At 35.8% G+C, this 18,997-nt stretch carries 16 protein-coding genes and 1 pseudogene; 15 read left to right on the top strand and 2 right to left on the bottom strand.

Translation table 11 applies throughout. The features are described from left to right. Positions 1-58 precede the first annotated feature (58 nt). Positions 59-1,318: an extracellular solute-binding protein gene (locus tag ACN0NP_RS01245; RefSeq protein ID WP_039690426.1), complete on the bottom strand. Its 1,260-nt coding sequence runs from the start codon at positions 1,316-1,318 to the stop codon at positions 59-61. Between the two features lie 332 nt (positions 1,319-1,650). Between ACN0NP_RS01245 and ACN0NP_RS01240 the strand changes: the two genes are divergently transcribed. From ACN0NP_RS01240 to rpsU, 8 genes are all read left to right on the top strand, one after another. Continuing rightward, positions 1,651-2,676, top strand: a complete 1,026-nt coding sequence (locus tag ACN0NP_RS01240) for a LacI family DNA-binding transcriptional regulator (protein ID WP_074862337.1) — start codon at positions 1,651-1,653, stop codon at positions 2,674-2,676. Positions 2,677-2,841: 165 nt separating this feature from the next. Next, on the top strand, positions 2,842-4,344 hold the full coding sequence (gene malQ / locus ACN0NP_RS01235) for a 4-alpha-glucanotransferase (RefSeq protein ID WP_423217391.1): 1,503 nt from the start codon (positions 2,842-2,844) through the stop codon (positions 4,342-4,344). 22 nt (positions 4,345-4,366) lie between these two features. Beyond that, positions 4,367-6,631, top strand: a complete 2,265-nt coding sequence (glgP, locus tag ACN0NP_RS01230; RefSeq protein WP_033152928.1) for a glycogen/starch/alpha-glucan family phosphorylase — start codon at positions 4,367-4,369, stop codon at positions 6,629-6,631. Between the two features lie 152 nt (positions 6,632-6,783). Further along, positions 6,784-7,602 carry a transporter substrate-binding domain-containing protein gene (locus ACN0NP_RS01225; protein WP_423217390.1) on the top strand — a complete coding sequence of 273 codons (819 nt, stop codon included), beginning with the start codon at positions 6,784-6,786 and terminating at the stop codon, positions 7,600-7,602. Between the two features lie 9 nt (positions 7,603-7,611). Further along, the gene (locus tag ACN0NP_RS01220; RefSeq protein ID WP_423217389.1) at positions 7,612-8,421 is read left to right on the top strand and encodes a transporter substrate-binding domain-containing protein; all 810 of its coding nucleotides are present in this window, start codon (positions 7,612-7,614) and stop codon (positions 8,419-8,421) included. Between the two features lie 80 nt (positions 8,422-8,501). Then, positions 8,502-9,620, top strand: coding sequence for an aminotransferase (locus tag ACN0NP_RS01215; RefSeq protein ID WP_423217388.1), 1,119 nt, complete (start codon positions 8,502-8,504; stop codon positions 9,618-9,620). Positions 9,621-9,715: 95 nt separating this feature from the next. Next, a complete protein-coding gene (locus ACN0NP_RS01210) occupies positions 9,716-10,531 on the top strand; it encodes a transporter substrate-binding domain-containing protein (RefSeq protein WP_024343866.1) in 816 nt (271 codons plus the stop codon). A 169-nt stretch (positions 10,532-10,700) separates the two neighbouring features. Then, on the top strand, positions 10,701-10,877 hold the full coding sequence (gene rpsU / locus ACN0NP_RS01205; RefSeq protein WP_000048058.1) for a 30S ribosomal protein S21: 177 nt from the start codon (positions 10,701-10,703) through the stop codon (positions 10,875-10,877). Positions 10,878-10,938: 61 nt separating this feature from the next. Here rpsU and mscL read toward each other — a convergent pair whose 3' ends face one another. Continuing rightward, on the bottom strand, positions 10,939-11,322 hold the full coding sequence (gene mscL, locus ACN0NP_RS01200; RefSeq protein ID WP_074479572.1) for a large conductance mechanosensitive channel protein MscL: 384 nt from the start codon (positions 11,320-11,322) through the stop codon (positions 10,939-10,941). Positions 11,323-11,439: 117 nt separating this feature from the next. Here mscL and dnaG point away from each other — a divergent pair. From dnaG to ACN0NP_RS01165, 7 genes and pseudogenes are all read left to right on the top strand, one after another. Continuing rightward, positions 11,440-13,249 (top strand): annotated as a pseudogene (gene dnaG, locus ACN0NP_RS01195) (DNA primase). A gap of 8 nt (positions 13,250-13,257) precedes the next feature. Beyond that, entirely contained in the window at positions 13,258-14,367 is a 1,110-nt protein-coding gene (gene rpoD, locus ACN0NP_RS01190; RefSeq protein WP_024343868.1) for an RNA polymerase sigma factor RpoD, read from the top strand. A 21-nt stretch (positions 14,368-14,388) separates the two neighbouring features. Beyond that, the gene (locus tag ACN0NP_RS01185) at positions 14,389-14,724 is read left to right on the top strand and encodes a metal-sulfur cluster assembly factor (protein ID WP_004232340.1); all 336 of its coding nucleotides are present in this window, start codon (positions 14,389-14,391) and stop codon (positions 14,722-14,724) included. 160 nt (positions 14,725-14,884) lie between these two features. Then, entirely contained in the window at positions 14,885-16,039 is a 1,155-nt protein-coding gene (gene cps2T, locus ACN0NP_RS01180) for a beta 1-4 rhamnosyltransferase Cps2T (protein WP_039690441.1), read from the top strand. Next, positions 16,029-16,964 (top strand): glycosyltransferase family 2 protein, encoded by a 936-nt coding sequence (locus ACN0NP_RS01175; RefSeq protein ID WP_423217387.1) that lies wholly within the window; start codon positions 16,029-16,031, stop codon positions 16,962-16,964. Before cps2T ends, ACN0NP_RS01175 begins: the two co-directional genes overlap by 11 nt. Then, a complete protein-coding gene (locus tag ACN0NP_RS01170; protein ID WP_039698098.1) occupies positions 16,961-17,767 on the top strand; it encodes an ABC transporter permease in 807 nt (268 codons plus the stop codon). Before ACN0NP_RS01175 ends, ACN0NP_RS01170 begins: the two co-directional genes overlap by 4 nt. Next, positions 17,767-18,975 carry an ABC transporter ATP-binding protein gene (locus ACN0NP_RS01165; RefSeq protein ID WP_423217386.1) on the top strand — a complete coding sequence of 403 codons (1,209 nt, stop codon included), beginning with the start codon at positions 17,767-17,769 and terminating at the stop codon, positions 18,973-18,975. Before ACN0NP_RS01170 ends, ACN0NP_RS01165 begins: the two co-directional genes overlap by 1 nt. Positions 18,976-18,997 lie beyond the last annotated feature (22 nt).

The raw sequence follows: 18,997 nt of genomic DNA, 5'->3' as shown, positions 1-18,997 counted from the left end.
CTCCGACAATGTTTTCCCTAAAAATAAAGTGGGGAAGTAACTCCCCACCAAAAACATTTTATTTAGCGTTTGCTAAATCTTTGTCAAATTGTTGCAATTTAGCGAGGTAGTCACTACTTTGAATTTTTCCATTGTAGACATCGCTGAGAAGAGCAGCACTTTCAGTCCAGAATGTTGTCATTTGGCTAAGTTTTGGTGTAACTACTGTGTAGTCAGATGAAGAAGCCATCTTGATGACTGCTTGAGCTAGTTCATCAGATTGAACTGTGTCTGATGCTTGAACTTCTTTGTTAGCAGGAATGATGTTACGACCTTCGTAAGTGAATTGATTTTCTTGGCTTTCTGCGCTAGTAAGCATAGAAGCAAGTTTGTAAGAAGCAGCGATACGATCAGTATCAGAACCAGCAGGAGCTTGGTTAACAGCGAAAAGTTTCACACCAAGGAAAGCTTTTTGTTGAACGTCGTTGCCACCGATTGAGATTTTTGGATAAACTGCGATACCAAGATTATCTTTACCGACAGCATCTTGAGCAGCTTTAAGATCCCAAGGACCAGATTCAAGTGAAGCAACACTACCATCACCGAATTTAGACATGGCATTTTCAGCAGTCAAGTTAACAAAGCCTTTGTTTGATTTTTGGTCAGCAATCCATTGAAGTACTGATACACCAGCATCGTTGCCCCAGTTTGTGCCGTCAACAGTTTCACCATCTTCACCAAATAGTGTGTCACCAACTGACATGAAGAGTGGAGCTGTTGAATAAGCGTTCATTGCTTTGAAAGTAGCACCAAATGTTGCTTTGCTTGTGATTGTTTCGTAGTTAGCAACATCGTCAGCAGAAAGTTTTGATTTATTATAGAAGAGAACTTGTGATTCGATACCAAATGGGAATGCATAAGTTTTGCCATTGTATTTTGCACCAGCTACTGCTTGGTCAGTATCGTTTTCAGCGATTTCTTTAGCGTAATCTTCAGGAACTTCTTGAATGACACCAGATTCAACTAATTGACCAAGTTGGTCGTGTGGAAGTGAGAAGACATCAGCAGCTTTTTGTGGGTCTTTTTTAACGTTTTCTTGTGCTTTTGAATCGTTTGATTCAACCATCTTAACAGTGTAACCAGATTCTTTTTCAAAATCTTTTACGACTGCAGTGTAAGATTTTTTAGCACCAGTTGGTACCCAAAGTTTAATTGTCTTGCTGTCAGAAGCAGAAGATGATTTAGTTGATGAGTTATTAGAGCAAGCAACTAAAACGCTTCCAGCAAGTGTCAAACCTGCACCGGCAAGGACCATTTTTTTCCATGTGTTCTTCTTCATGAGTTTCCCCTCCTAGAGAAAGTTTTATATTATTTACAGTTATTATTATGCAACCGTTTGCGGATATTGTCAAGCGTTTTCATCAAAAAAGTTTAAAAAAATTTGAACTTTGAAATAAAAAAGCTGATATAAAAAGCATAGATATGATATAAAAACGTCGATTTTTACTATTAAAACCTATTTTAAATTTAAAAATTTGATAAAAACAAGGCAAACAATTGCAGAAACCAATCATTTATGTATAATAGGTGATAAAAAAAGGATAATTTACCTCGAAAACCTTGTCAGTACAGTAAATCTATTATAAAATGAAAGGTGCAAAGGAGACTTAGATGGTTACAATTAAAGATGTAGCGGCTAAAGCTGGTGTGAATCCTTCAACGGTTAGCCGTGTTTTGAAGGATAATAGATCCATTTCTCAGAAAACAAAAGAAAAAGTTAGGAAAGCGATGGCAGAACTAGGCTATGTCCCAAATGTTGCTGCACAAATGCTTGCAAGTGGTCTGACTTACAATGTTGGATTAATTTTTCCACCATTGATTACCCCAGATCGTTTGAATGAACCGTTCTTTATGCAAATTCTTTCAACAATAACCAGCGAAGCTAAAATAAATGACTTCACTGTTTCAATTGCAACGGGTATGACTGTTGAAGAATTGGAAGAACAGGTTAAATTGATGTACCGTCAGAAACGTGTTGATGGTTTTATTATCTTATATTCAGATCCAGAAGACCCTGTTCGCAAATATTTGATGGAAAATGAAGTGCCATTTGTTATCGTTGGTGCTCCTGAAGGTTTTGAAAATGATATTACTTATATAGATAATGACAACCAGTTGATGGGGAAAAAAGCTGTTGAGTACCTTTACCAAAAAGGTCATCGCGACATTTTATTTATTACCGATGATTTGAAATCAGAAGTGTCATCAGAACGTTATTTTGGATATCTTCGTGGTATGGAAAAATTAGGACTTCAAAGTGAAAAAGCCTTATTATTCGATCGTAGAGATCCAGTTGTAATGGAAAATTTGATTGAGCAGATTAAATCAAGCAAGGCTACGGCTTTGATTGTTATTGCTGATACAATTTCAGTGCGATTATCTCAGTTTTTATCATATTATGAATTAAAAGTACCTGATGATATTTCGATTATCACTTTCAATAATTCAGCTTACTCAACTTTGATTCATCCTTATATGACAACTTTTGATATTAATGTTGCAAATCTTGGTCGAACAAGCTTCAGACGATTGGTTGAGCTAATCAAATCACCAGATAAAGCTATTACCGAAAAAATTATTGTTCCATTCACGCTAAAAGAACGCGAAAGTGTTCGTCAGTTAACTGAAAAAAATTAATATACGTTTTTTCACGACATTTTATAGGAAAAAAAGAATACCTTAACTGCTAATTTTAAAAGCAGTTGAGGTATTTTTTATATTTTTTGCAAAAAAATGATTGACTTACGCAAACGCTTGCGTTATAATTTGCAGTGTAAAGATAGCTGATAAAGGAGAAAACATATGGAAAAACGTGCAAGTGGTGTATTGATGCATATCACATCATTACCTGGCAAACAAGGGGTGGGAACATTTGGTCAAGAAGCATATAACTTCGTTGATTTCTTGGTTGAAACTGATCAAACTTACTGGCAAATTCTACCATTGACAACGACAAGTTATGGTGATTCACCTTATCAATCATTCTCAGCAACTGCTGGGAATACACACTTAATTGACTTAGAATTACTTTGTAAACAAGGCTATTTAGCAAAAGAAGACTATGAAACAGTTAACTTTGGAGATGACTTAGAAAAAGTTGACTACGCTCGTATCTTTGAAGCACGTCGTCCAATTTTAGAGAAAGCAGTTGCAGTATTTATGCAAAATGCTGATAATCAAAAAGCGCTAGCTGATTTTGAAAAAGAAGCAACTTGGGTAAAAGACTACGCTGAATTTATGGCGATTAAAGAATTCTTTGGCAATAAAGCTTTGCAAGAGTGGGATGATAAAGCTGTTGTTCGACGTGAAGAGGTAGCACTTGATGCTTATCGTGAAAAATTAAAAGATGTTATTACATATCAAAAAGTCACTCAATATTTCTTCTATCAACAATGGGCTGCTCTAAAAGCCTACGCCAATGAAAAAGGTATCAAGATTATCGGTGACATGCCAATTTATGTTTCTGCTGATAGTGTTGAAGTTTGGACAATGCCAGAACTTTTCAAAGTTGATGCTGAAAAGAATCCACTTTGCATTGCAGGGGTTCCTGCTGATTCATTCAGCGACGACGGTCAACTTTGGGGAAATCCAATTTACGATTGGGAAAATCATAAGAAAACAAATTACGCTTGGTGGGTTTACCGTATTAAAGAAGGTATTAAATTGTACGACCTACTTCGAATCGACCACTTCAAAGGTTTCTCAGATTATTGGGAAATTCGTGGTGATTATGAAACTGCAAATGATGGTAGCTGGCAACCCGGTCCAGGACGAGCATTGTTTGATGTTGTAAAAGAAGAACTTGGAGACCTTCCAATCATTGCTGAAAACCTTGGTTACATCGATGCTAAAGCTGAAAAACTCTTACAAGATACAGCATTCCCAGGCATGAAGATTCTTGAGTTTGGTTTCTATGACATTGAAGGCAAGAGTATTGATGCGCCGCATAACTGCAACAAAAACAGTGTTGCATACACTGGTACACACGATAATGAAGTGGTTAACGGTTGGTATGAAAACTTGACTGATGAACAAAAAGCATTTGTTGATGCTTATACACATCGTCAGGATGGTGAACCAATCACACAAACTATGCTTCGTACTTTGTTTGCGACTGTTAGTGATGTTGCAATTGCGACTATGCAAGATATTTTGGATAAACCAGCTGATTCTCGTATGAACATTCCAAATACCGTTGGTGGAAACTGGCAATGGCGTATGCTTAAGGAAGATTTGACTGATGAGCGCAAAGCTTTCTTGAAAGACATTACAGCTCTTTATTGCCGCAAAAATACATTCAAATAAAAAAAGGAAAAGGAATATTATAATGACAACTAAATTTACAGATTACGTAACTTCAAAAGGTCAAACGCTTGCTGAATTGAGCAATGAAGATATCTATGTAGCTCTTTTACACTACGTCAAAGAATTAGCTGCACAAAAACCAAAAAACACTGCCAAACGCAAAGTTTACTACATTTCAGCTGAGTTTCTTATTGGTAAACTTTTGTCAAACAACTTGATTAACCTTGGTATTTACAAAGATGTTAAAGCTGAATTAGCTGCAGCTGGTAAATCAATCGCTGAGGTTGAGGATGTTGAACTTGAACCATCACTTGGTAATGGTGGTCTTGGACGTTTGGCATCATGTTTCATCGATTCAATGTCAACTCTTGGAATCAACGGTGAAGGTGTTGGTCTTAACTATCATTGCGGACTTTTCAAACAAGTCTTTGTTGACAACCAACAAGAAGCAGAAGCTAATTACTGGATTGAAAAAGATTCATGGCTTGTTCCAACGGATATTAGCTACGATGTACCATTCAAAAACTTCACACTTAAATCTCGCCTTGACCGCATTGATGTTCTTGGTTACAAACGTGATACTAAGAACTATTTGAACTTGTTTGATATCGATGGTCTTGATTACGGTTTGATTCACGATGGTATTTCATTTGATAAGACTGAAATCAAGAAAAATTTGACACTCTTCCTTTACCCAGATGATTCAGACCGTAACGGTGAGTTGCTCCGTATTTACCAACAATATTTCATGGTTTCAAATGCTGCACAATTGCTGATTGATGAAGCACTTGAACGTGGTTCAAACTTGCATGATTTGGCTGACTACGCTTACGTGCAAATCAATGATACTCACCCATCAATGGTTATTCCGGAACTTATCCGTCTTTTGACTGAAAAACACGGCATTGATTTTGAAGAAGCAGTATCAATCGTGAAAAATATGGTTGGTTACACTAACCACACAATTTTGGCAGAAGCACTTGAAAAATGGCCACTTGATTACCTTAACGAAGTTGTGCCACACTTAGTAACAATCATTGAAAAACTTGCTAAATTGGTTGCGGATAAATATTCTGACCCTGCTGTCCAAATTATTGACGAATCAGGCCGTGTTCACATGGCACACATGGATATTCACTTCTCAACATCTGTCAATGGGGTTGCAGCGCTCCATACTGAAATTCTTAAAAATAGTGAATTGAAACCATTCTATGATATTTATCCAGAAAAATTCAATAACAAAACAAATGGTATCACATTCCGTCGTTGGCTTGAATTTGCTAACCAAGATTTAGCGGATTACCTTAAAGAATTAATCGGCGATGAGTACCTCACTGACGCAACTAAACTTGAAAAATTGCTTGCTTTTGCTGATGATGAAGCAGTTCATGCAAAACTTGCTGAAATCAAACATAATAATAAATTAGCTCTTAAACGTTATCTTAAAGATAATAAAGGTATTGAGCTTGATGAAAACTCAATCATTGATACACAAATCAAACGATTCCACGAGTACAAACGTCAACAAATGAATGCACTTTATGTGATTCATAAATATCTTGAAATCAAACGCGGTAACCTACCAGAACGTAAGATTACAGTTATCTTCGGTGGTAAAGCAGCGCCAGCATACATCATCGCACAAGATGTTATTCACTTGATTCTTTGCTTGTCAGAGTTGATTAACAACGACCCTGAAGTTAACAAATATTTGAATGTTCACTTGGTTGAAAACTACAATGTTACAGTAGCCGAACATTTGATTCCTGCGACAGATATTTCAGAGCAAATTTCACTTGCTTCTAAAGAAGCTTCAGGTACTGGTAACATGAAATTCATGCTTAACGGTGCTTTGACACTTGGTACAATGGACGGTGCCAATGTTGAAATTGCTGAACTTGCTGGTATGGATAATATTTATACATTTGGTAAAGATTCTGACACAATCATTGATCTTTATGCGACACAAGGTTATGTAGCGACTGACTACTACGAAAATGATCCAGTTATTAAAGAAGCAGTAGACTTTATCGTTAGCGATGAATTGGTGAAACATGGTAATGCAGAACGTTTAGAACGTCTTTACAATGAATTGATTAACAAAGATTGGTTCATGACTTTGATTGACCTTAAAGAATATATCGCTGTTAAAGAAAAAATGCTAGCGGATTATGAAGATCAAAAATCTTGGATGACAAAAGTTATCAAAAATATTGCCAAAGCAGGCTTCTTCTCATCTGACCGTACAATTGAACAATATAATAACGAAATCTGGCACAGTAAATAAACATAACGTTTAAAATGAATAAGCAAAGTTGTTTTATAGCAACTTTGCTTTTTTATGCAAAAAACATTGAATTTTTATAAAAAATCCATTGACAAATGTATAAATATAAAATAAAATGTATACATATCAAAAAAAGAAAAGAGAAAATGACTATGAAATTGAGTAAAGTGTTTGGTGGGTTGGTTCTTGTTGCTTCTACATGCTTGTTGACAGCTTGTGGCTCAAGCGATAAAAAAGACACATCTGTCTCAGATATTAAAGATAAAGGAACAATGGTGGTAGCACTTAATCCAGAATTTGCTCCGTTTGAATTTAAAACATTAGTTGACGGTAAAGATACTATTGTAGGTGCAGATGTTAAGATTGCTGAAGCGATTGGTGAAGAACTAGGTGTTAAAGTGAAATTTTCTTCAATGTCATTCAATAATGTTTTAGCGAGTCTTCAATCAGGAAAAGCTGACATTGCTATTTCAGGGATTTCAGCAACTCCAGAACGTAAAAAAGCTTATAATTTTTCAGAACCATACTATGAATCAGAAAATGTTGTCTTGATTAAGAAAACAGATCTTGATAAATATACAAAAACAACGTCTCTAGATGGCTTGTCTGTTGGAACACAAAAAGGGACAATCCAAGAAACAGTTGCTTCTGAACAATTAAAAGGGGCAAAAGTTGTCGCTTTGACGCAAAATGGTGAGATGATTAATGAATTGAAAAATGGTCAAATCCAAGCCGTTGTTCTTGAAAAACCAATTGCTGAAGGCTACGTTGCCAATAATGACGATTTAACAATCTCAAATATTACTTTGAAAAATAATGACGCAGATGCTTATGCTGTTGCCCTTCCTAAAGATGACGACAAATTGACTAAAAAAGTCAATAAAGTTATCAATGATCTAAAAGATTCAGGTAAGATTGACCAATTTGTTCAAGATGCTTATGCCCTTTCAACAAGTGATTCAAACAACTAAGGAGAGAATATGAAAAAGATTTTAGGTGCTTTATTTCTATTAGTAACACTTGGAACGATGACAGCTTGTTCATATGGAACAAATCAAAAAAGTATTCAAGACAATGGTAAAATCGTTATTGCCACAGAATCTGAATTCGCTCCATTTGAGTTTAAAACGTTGATTAATGGTAAAGATACCTTAGTTGGTGCGGATATTGAACTTGGCAAAGCTATCGCGAAAGAACTAGGAGTTAAGGCAGATTTTTCAGTGATGTCATTTAATAATGTCTTGGCTTCTGTGACATCTGGCAAAGCGGATATTGCTATTGCAGGAATCTCAGTGACAGATGAGCGTAAGAAAGCTTATGACTTTTCAAAGTCATATTATGAAGCTGAAAATGTTGTGATTGTTAAAAAGACAGACTTAGCTGCTTATTCAACACTTGATAGTTTGTCTGGTAAATCAATTGGCGCTCAAAAAGGGTCAATTCAGGAAAATATCGCCAAAGATCAATTACCTAATTCAAGTCTTGTATCCTTGACATCAAATGGTGAAATGATTAATGAGCTGAAAAACAATCAACTTCAGGCTGTTGTTTTAGAAAAAGCGATTGCTGAAGGATACATTTCACAAAATGATGATTTGACAATTGCAAATCTGAATTTGAAATCAACTGCTACTGATGCCTATGCGGTTGCTTTTGCTAAAGGTACCGATAAAAAACTGATTTCTTCTGTAAATAAAGTCATTAAAAACGCTAAGAAAACAGGTCAGTTTGATGCTTGGATAGAAAAAGCGTCGACTTATACGCAGAACAAAGTAAGCTCAGAAGAATAGTTTGAAAACTGAGAGGTTTTTACTCTCAGTTTTTGACTGTAAATGATAAAATATTTTTAGAAAATAAAAGGGTGAATGTAATGAAATTACCGCGTTTTGGAGTTGAAGAGTGGCTTAATAGCCATGAACGAGAAGCAAAATATGACATTGCTGGCGTGTCAATTGATGCTTTGACTTTGCAAGAGTTGTTTGAGTTAACAGGCGAATCAAAGGAAGAATTCTATCAAGAATTATTTTCCAAAAAGTTAAATTATGGTTGGATTGAAGGGTCCCCAGAGTTTAAAAAATCAGTTTGCGATTTGTATCAGACTGTAGATGAAAAGCAAATCCTCCAGACAAATGGAGCTACCGGAGCAAATATGTTGGTCTTGTACAGTCTTATTGAGCCAGGTGACCATGTGATTTCCATTTACCCGACATACCAGCAGTTATATGACATTCCAAAATCGCTAGGAGCAGAAGTGGATTTTTGGCAAGTCAGAGAAGAAAATGGCTGGCTGCCTGATTTAGCTGAACTGCACAAGTTAATCCGTCCAAATACAAAGATGATATGCATCAATAATGCTAATAATCCTACTGGTGCTGTTATGGATGATGATTATCTACGCGAATTAGTTAGGATTGCTAAATCGTGTGGTGCCTACATTTTGGCAGATGAGGTTTATCGTCCTTTTACTGACAGCAAGGTATCATCCATTGTTGATTTGTATGATAAAGGAATCTCGGTGAATAGTTTGTCAAAGACCTTCTCGCTTCCAGGGATTCGTGTTGGCTGGGTTGCTGCTTGTAATGAGGTTACTGATATTTTACGAGATTATCGTGACTACACTATGATATGTGCAGGTGTTTTTGATGATATGGTGGCGAGCCTAGCACTGCGACATAAAGAAGAAATTTTAGAACGTAATCGTAAGATTATTAGAAAAAATTTAACTATTCTAGACAATTGGATTGCTAAAGAACCAAAGGTATCTTACGTAAGACCAGCAGAAGTTCCAACTTCATTTGTCAAAATAGATGTTGGTGTGCCAATCGAAGACTTTTGTTTAACATTGTTGAGAGATTACGGTGTATTACTGGTCCCTGGAAATCGCTTTGACAGAGAAGGTTATGTGAGACTTGGTTACTCTTGCAACCAAGATACTTTGGAAAAGGGACTTGCTTTATTATCAACATGTTTGAAAAATTTCAAAAAATAGTTAGTATGTTGAAGTGAATTTTTATTCAATATTTGTTGACTTTTTGCAAAAAAATAGATAAAATAAAGGTAAGTTTAAGAGAAAAGAGAATAAATATGAAAGTTAAAAAGTTTATTTTAGGGGCACTTGCGCTTGTTAGTGTGTGTTCTTTGGCTGCTTGTGGATCTTCATCTAATGAAAATTTACAAGATAAGATTGAGAAAAAAGGTAAACTAGTTGTCGCTATTAGCCCAGACTACGCGCCGTTTGAATTTAAAGCTTTGATCGATGGTAAAGATACTATTGTTGGTGCTGATGTTGAGTTGGCTAAAGCGATTGCTGATGAACTTGATGTTAAACTTGAATTATCTTCAATGAGTTTTGACAATGTGCTTTCAAGCCTTCAAACAGGAAAAGCAGATATGGCGATTTCAGGATTGTCTGCAACGAAAGAACGTAAAAATGCATATGATTTTTCAGATGCTTACTATGAAACAGAAAATGCTGTTTTAGTTAAGGCAAGTGATCTTGATAAATATAACTCAATTGATAGTTTGTCAGGTCTTAAAGTAGCTGTTCAAAAAGGAACAATTGAAGAAGGCTTGGCTAAAGAACAATTGAAAGATTCAAAAATCATTTCTTTGACAGCAATGGGTGAGGCTATTAACGAATTGAAATCTGGTCAAGTTCAAGCAGTTGACCTTGAAAAACCAGTTGCCGAAGGATACCTTTCACAAAACTCAGATTTAGCGCTAGCTAATTTTGCATTGAAAACAAGTGACGGTGATGCTAAAGCTGTAGCAATGCCAAAAGGTAGCGGAAAACTTGTCAAAACGGTTAATAAAGTTATCAAAAAATTAGCCAAAGAAGATAAATATAAGCAATTCATTTCAGATGCTGCACAGTTGACAGGGAAAGAAATTGACGAGTAATTAAAAGGAGTTGATTATCAACTCCTTTCTTTTTATTTATTATTTAGCAATGGAGAAAAATAGATAAAAAGTAGCAATATTTACATCTTTTAGATTGACTTTTTAGCATATTTCAGTTATCATGGTAATGAACGTGTAAATGTTACAATGTCTTGAGGAGGTGAAACACATGTCAAAAACAGTAGTACGTAAAAACGAATCACTTGACGATGCACTTCGTCGTTTCAAACGTTCTGTGACTAAAGCTGGGACTCTTCAAGAATCACGTAAACGTGAATTCTACGAAAAACCTTCTGTAAAACGTAAACGCAAATCAGAAGCAGCTCGCAAACGTAAAAAATTCTAATTAATATTAGATACAAAGAAAGAGACGCCTAGCGTCTCTTTTTATGCTCTAAAAATAAGATTTATTTTTCTTTTAATAAGTCACGGATTTCTGCAAGAAGTTCTTCTTGAGTTGGGGTAGCTTCTTCAGTTGCTTTTTCAGCTTCTTCTTTTTTAGTGAGAGCTGCAGCAGCATTAGCAGCTTTAACGATGAAGAATAGTGTCGTACCGATGATTAAGAAATTAATAACAGCACTTAGAAAACTACCATAAGCGACCCCATGCCAAGACAAATCAGCAATCTTTTCAACACCTGCGGCTTTTAGAGCTGGGTTTAAGAAAAGTGGTGTAATCACATCATTGACAAGTGATGTTACGATGGCATTGAAAGCAGCCCCCATAACAACAGCGACAGCAAGATCAAGAACATTTGCTTTAAACAAAAATTCTTTAAGTTCTTTAATCATACGAAAAACCTCCTGTATGTTTTGTTAGTATTATTATACCAAAAAAAGCATCTAAAGTCTGGTTTTTGAGAATTTACAAATTACGATCAAAATGTTATAATGAAATACAAAACTAAAATGGGAATAGTGCGTGGAGGTGAAGCTTTTGGCAATTGACAAAGAGTTAATTACCGAGATAAAAAATAGCGTTAATATTGTTGATGTTATTGGCGAAGTAGTCAATCTTACACGCGCAGGTCGCAACTATATCGGATTGTGTCCGTTTCACAAGGAAAAAACACCTTCTTTTAATGTAATAGAAGATAAGCAGTTTTTTCATTGTTTTGGTTGCGGAAAATCTGGTGATGTTTACAAATTTTTGGAAGAATATCGTCAGATTAGCTTTTTAGAAAGTGTTCATCTTGTTGCAGAGCGTGCTGGGATTCCTTTGCAAGTTGAAACACAGCAAGTGCAATCTAAGCCTAAAAATCCAAATCAAGTTTTGATTGACATTCATAAGGATGCGGCTAAGTTTTACAATGCTGTCTTAAAAACAACTAAAGAAGGACAAGAAGCGAAAGCTTACTTGGCACAGCGTGGACTGACAGATGATTTGATTGATTATTTTAACATTGGATTGTCGCCAAATGAGCCTGATTTTCTTTATCAAACTCTCGCAAAACGGTATGAAGAAAATGCTTTGATGGCTTCAGGTCTTTTTAATTTGTCTGAACGCACGAATCGTGTTTATGATGCTTTCCAAAACCGAATTATGTTTCCATTGACGGATGATACTGGTCAGGTGGTTGCATTTTCGGGGCGTATATGGACCAAGGAAGATTTAGAAGCTAAGCAGTCTAAGTACAAAAATACGCGGTCAACAGCGCTTTTTAACAAATCATATGAACTTTACCATTTGGATAAAGCGCGTCCGGTGATGTCTAAAAAACATGAAGTCTATTTGATGGAAGGTTTTATGGATGTAATTGCCGCTTATAGGGCAGGTATTGAAAATGCCGTCGCTTCTATGGGGACTGCTTTGACACCAGAACATGTGAGACATTTAAAACGTTATGTTAAGAAGGTTATTTTGACCTATGATGGTGATAACGCAGGTCAAAATGCAATTGCTAAATCTTTGGAACTTCTAAAAGACTTTAATGTAGAAATTGTGCGAGTTCCTGAACAAATGGACCCTGATGAATTTATCCAAAAAAATTCACCTGACGCTCTAGCGAACTTGCTTGAAAATAGTCGCATTAGCAGTACGGAATTTTTTATTCATTACTTGAAACCAGAAAATAGTGATAATCTTCAGGCTGAGATTGCTTATGTTGAGCAAATTTCTAAAATTATTGCGCAGTCGCCGTCAATTACAGCACAAAATTCGTATATTAATATGGTGGCTGATTTATTACCTGACTTTGATTACTATCAAGTGGAGCAGTCGGTTAACAGCGAACGACTTCAAAATCGCTCTGCTCTCCAAACAGGAGCTGTTCAGCAAAGCGTCACTGTAGTTGAGTTGCCGATATCTAAAAACATTTCTGCAATTATGAAAGCAGAAGGTCAGCTGTTGCAACGTTTGATGACGCATGACTATTTGCTCAATGAATTTAGAAATCAAGAAGAGTTTATTTTTGATACCAAAGAGTTGCAGAATTTGTACGATATATTGATGCAGCAAGGTGAGATAACATCTTATGACCTAGCGCAGTTGGATGATCGAACGCGGCAGATGTATTATCGAGTTTTGGAGGAAAATTTACCAGATGAAGTCGCTCCTAATGAAATAGAAGAAATTATTCAGAAACGTAATCGTCTGCTTCAGGAGAGAGATTTACAAAAGCAAAGTAAATTAATTCGTGAATCTAGCAACCTTGGTGACGTTGATGCGGCTCTAGCTGCTTTAGAAAATCTTATTGCCCAAAAAAGAAAAATGGAATAGAGGAAAATATGGCTAAAGAAAAAGAAATTACAACTTTTAATGTTCAAGTTGCAGAATTTATTCGTAATCATAAAAAGAACGGAACAGCTGTCGATGATGAAGTGACAGAAAAATTGGTTATTCCATTTTCATTGGACGCCGATCAAATTGATGACCTTTTGGAACGTTTGACAGATGGTGGTATTTCAATTACCGACAAAGAAGGAAATCCATCAACTAAATACGTTGTTGAAGAACCAAAACCTGAAGAATTAACTGACGAAGAGTTACTTGGTAGCAACTCAGCAAAAGTTAATGACCCAGTTCGTATGTACCTTAAAGAAATTGGTGTTGTGCCGCTTCTTTCAAGCGAAGAAGAAAAAGAATTGGCAGTCGCAGTTGCTGCAGGTGACCTTCAAGCAAAACAACGTTTGGCAGAAGCTAACTTGCGTTTGGTTGTATCTATCGCAAAACGCTATGTTGGACGTGGTATGCAATTCCTTGACCTTATCCAAGAAGGAAACATGGGATTGATGAAAGCTGTTGATAAATTTGATTACTCAAAAGGTTTCAAATTCTCAACTTATGCGACTTGGTGGATTCGTCAAGCAATCACACGTGCGATTGCAGACCAAGCTCGTACAATCCGTATCCCAGTTCACATGGTTGAAACAATTAACAAACTTGTTCGTGAACAACGTAACCTTCTTCAAGAACTTGGACAAGATCCAACACCAGAACAAATCGCTGAACGTATGGATATGACTCCTGATAAAGTTCGTGAAATCTTGAAAATTGCTCAAGAACCAGTTTCTCTTGAAACACCGATTGGTGAAGAAGATGATAGCCATCTTGGAGATTTCATTGAAGATGAAGTTATTGAAAACCCTGTAGACTATACAACACGTGTTGTCCTTCGTGAACAACTTGATGAAGTTTTGGATACATTGACTGATCGTGAAGAAAATGTTTTACGCTTGCGTTTTGGTCTTGATGATGGTAAAATGCGTACATTAGAAGATGTTGGTAAAGTCTTCAATGTGACACGTGAACGTATTCGTCAGATTGAGGCTAAGGCACTTCGTAAACTTCGTCATCCGAGCCGTAGCAAACAGCTTCGCGATTTTATCGAAGATTAAAATTAATCAAGAGGTTCGCTTATGTCTGAGCAAAAATATACAGAAGAAGACGTCACAAAGATTAAAGATCGAATTCTTGAAGCTTTGGAGACGGTTGTTGACCCAGAGTTGGGAATTGATATTGTCAATCTTGGTCTTGTTTATGAGATTCGATTTGAACAGAATGGACATACTGAGATTGATATGACATTAACAACAATGGGATGCCCGTTGGCTAATCTTCTGACTGATCAAATTCATGATGCAATGCGTGATATTCCTGAGGTGGCAGACGTAGAGGTCAAGTTGGTATGGTATCCAGCTTGGACGGTTGATAAAATGAGTCGCTATGCTCGCATTGCTTTAGGAATTAGATAATAGAAAAATATCAGTAATCTTACGATTACTGATATTTTTTTATTGTCCTAAAAATGGCTGCCTTTCCTGTTATATATAGGCTCTTTCGTTTTTTCATCGCCAGCTTATCTAAATTATGATATAATATTTTTGATTGTATTTTAGAATGGAGAAGTGTGCCATGCAACATGTATTCATCATCGGAAGTCGAGGCTTGCCAGCTAAGTACGGTGGCTTTGAGACTTTTGTTGAGGAGTTGGTGAAAAATAAGCAGAGCTCAGACATTGTTTATCATGTCGCTTGTTTAAGCGATGATAAGCACCATACGCATTTCAAATACGAGGGCGCAGACTGTTTTACCATCAAGGCACCTAAGATTGGTCCTGCTCGTGTTATCGCCTATGATATGATGGCGATTACTTACGGACTTAAAATGGTAAAAAGATCTGGTATTAAAAAACCTATTTTTTATATCTTGGGCAACACGATTGGTGCTTTTATTGCGCCCTTTGCAAGACTAATTCACGCTGTTGGCGGAAAAGTTTACGTCAATCCAGATGGTCTTGAATGGAAACGCTCAAAATGGTCAAAACCGGTTCAAGCTTATTTAAAATATGCTGAAAAATCGATGGCTAAGACAGCTGATTTGGTCATTTCTGATAACATTGGAATTGAAAATTACATTAAAGAGTCATATCCAGAAGCTAAGACGCGTTTTATTGCTTATGGAACAGATTTGAAGAAATCAACTTTAACAGCTGATGATTACAAGGTAAGAAAATGCTTCGATAATTGGAAAACAAAAGAGAATGACTATTATTTGATTGTCGGACGTTTTGTTCCAGAAAATAACTATGAAACAGCTATTCGTGAATTTATGAAATCAAAAACTAGACGTGATTTGATTATCATTACGAATCATAAGAATAGTGCTTACTTTGAAAAGTTGAAGCATTTGACAAATTTTGAACGTGATTATAGGGTCAAATTTGTCGGAACAGTTTATGATCGTGATTTGTTAAATTACATCCGTGAAAATGCCTTCGCTTATATTCACGGTCATGAAGTCGGTGGAACAAACCCTGGTTTGCTTGAGGCTTTGGGACATACGAAGTTAAATCTCGTTTTGGATGTTGATTTCAATAAATCTGTCGCTGGGCAGAGTGCATTTTACTGGAATAAGACATCTGGAAATCTCTCATGTTTGATTAACGACGCTGATGGTCATTATGATTTTACAGAATATGGTAACCGTGCGCGTGCGATTGTGAAGAAAAATTATACATGGGAAAAAATTGTAGGAGAGTATGAGGGACTATTTTTAAATGAAGATTAATATACTGATGTCTACCTACAATGGTGAGCAATTTTTGGCTGAGCAGATAGAGAGTATTCAGCATCAAACGGTCAAAGATTGGACGCTTTACATTCGAGATGACGGTTCAAGTGACAAAACACCAGATATTATTAAACGATATGCTCAGGCTGACTCACGTATTATTTTTATTAATGCCGACAATCGTGAAAATTTTGGTGTCATCAAAAACTTTTATACGCTTTTGAAACATAGCGAAGCAGATTATTATTTCTTTTCTGACCAAGATGATATTTGGCTAGAAGATAAGTTAGCTGTGACTATAGCAGAAGCGCAAAAACACGATAATCAAAAGCCTTTATTGGTTTACACAGATTTGAAAGTTGTTGACCGTGAATTAAATGTTTTACATGAAAGTATGATAAAAACGCAATCTGATCATGCTAATACCGAGCTGGTTCAAGAGTTAACAGAAAATACAGTAACCGGTGGAACAGCGATGATTAATCATGCTCTTGCTGAGTTATGGACATCGACAGAAGATTTGTTGATGCATGACTGGTATTTAGCCTTGTTAGCAAGTGCTCTAGGGACACTTGCTTATGTTAACTACCCAACAGAATTGTATCGTCAACACGATGCTAATGTTTTAGGAGCGCGTACATGGTCTAAACGTATAAAAAATTGGATTAAACCTCATAAATTAGTTGAAAAATATTGGTGGTTAATCAGTGCAAGCCAAACTCAGGCTCGCTTTTTATTGGATACAGATTTATCACCTGAAAATAGAGAACTGGTTGAACAGTTCATAACTATTTTGGATAAGCCACTTTTTCAACGTATCCGTACTTTAAGAAAATACAGCTTACGAAAAAACAGAGCATTCCATACTTTTGTATTTAGAACACTAATTATTACCAAATTTGGTTATAGGAGAAATAAATGAAGTTCTTTAGTAGAGAAAATAAAATCTTATTAAAAGAAATGGTAAAAACGGACTTTAAACTTCGTTACCAGGGAAGTCTAATCGGGCACTTGTGGTCAATTCTTAAACCAATGATGCTATTTACAATTATGTATTTGGTATTCGTTCGTTTCTTGCGCTTTGATGATGGAACACCTCACTACGCAATTGGTTTATTGATTGGTATGGTGACATGGAACTTCTTTGCTGAAGCGACAAACATGGGGATGCTTTCTATTGTGTCACGTGGTGACTTGCTTCGTAAATTGAATTTTTCAAAAGAAATTATTGTTATTTCATCAGTTGTTGGTGCGGCAATTAACTATGCTATCAACATGGTGGTTGTGTTCATTTTTGCTTTATTAAATGGTGTCCATCCTAGCTTTGGTTTCTTAGTAATTTTCCCTTTGTTTATTGAATTATTTGTTTTAGCTACTGGTGTTGCGTTTATCTTGTCAACCCTATTTGTTAAATATCGTGACTTGGGACCAATTTGGGAAGTAATTCTTCAGGCTGGTATGTATGGCACACCGATTATCTATTCTTTGACATTTATTTTACAACGTCACCACTATACTATTGGTAAAATTATGATGCTAAATCCTATTGCACAAGTTATCCAAGATATGCGTCATTTTATTGTTTATTCTGGAAATATGCGAGGTTGGGAACTGATTAATAATAATATCATTGCTCTAGTTCCATACGTTATTCCATTTGTAATTCTTGCAATTGGATATTCAATTTTCCATAAACATGCTAAGAAATTTGCGGAGATTTTATAATGTCAGATAAAGAAATTGCAGTAAAAGTAGATCATGTAAGTAAATATTTTAAATTACCAACTGAAGCAACACACAGTTTACGTACAGCACTTGTTAACCGTTTTAAAGGAATCAAAGGTTATCGTGAGCAACATGTCTTAAAGGATATTTCATTTGATGTTCATAAAGGAGATTTCTTTGGGATTGTTGGTCGTAATGGTTCAGGTAAATCAACACTTTTGAAAATCATTTCACAAATTTACGTCCCTGAAAAAGGTTCAGTTACAGTAAATGGTAAAATGGTTTCATTTATCGAACTTGGTGTTGGATTTAATCCTGAATTGACTGGACGTGAAAATGTCTATATGAATGGTGCCATGCTTGGCTTTACAACCGAAGAAATCGATGCAATGTACGATGACATTGTCGAATTTGCTGAGCTTGAAGATTTTATGAACCAAAAACTTAAAAACTACTCAAGTGGTATGCAAGTTCGTCTAGCATTCTCAGTTGCGATTAAAGCTCAAGGTGACGTGCTCATTCTTGATGAAGTTCTTGCCGTAGGTGATGAGGCTTTCCAACGTAAATGTAACGATTACTTTATGGAACGTAAAGAAAGTGGTAAGACAACTATTCTTGTTACCCATGATATGGGAGCAGTTAAGAAATATTGTAACCGAGCTGTTTTAATTGAAAATGGTTTAGTTAAAGCGTATGGTAATCCATTTGATGTAGCTAATCAATACAGTTATGATAATACTGAAAAAGAATATGATGACAATGTTCAAGAAGAACGAGAAGTTAAAGAAGATGATAAAATCTCAGATATTTCTATTAACTTATTATCTGAAAAACGCCTAACACCAAAAGATGAAATTTCTTTTGAAGTCAATTACAACATGCTTCAAGATATGGATACATATGTGGCTCTATCATTTACAGATATTGACCGTAATATCTGGATTTATAATGATAATTCGAAAGAACATATGACAACAGGCGCTGGTAAAAAAAATGTTAAATATAGTTGTCACATTCCAAATGTGAATGATTTGAAATTGAAATTGGAAGTGACAATTCGAGATAAAGATGGACAAATGATTGGCTTTGTCCCAGCTGAAAAATCACCAATTATTTTATTAACACGTGATGATCTTGATTATAATAATGAATCTGAAGTTGATTCAGCAACAGGTCTTATTCAACGTAATGGTCAATGGGATTTTTAAAATAATGGTTCAATAAATGAGG

It is taken from the genome of Streptococcus equinus (genome assembly GCF_049393805.1).
Classification (GTDB): domain Bacteria; phylum Bacillota; class Bacilli; order Lactobacillales; family Streptococcaceae; genus Streptococcus; species Streptococcus equinus.
This window is presented reverse-complemented; position numbering and strand designations above follow the sequence as displayed.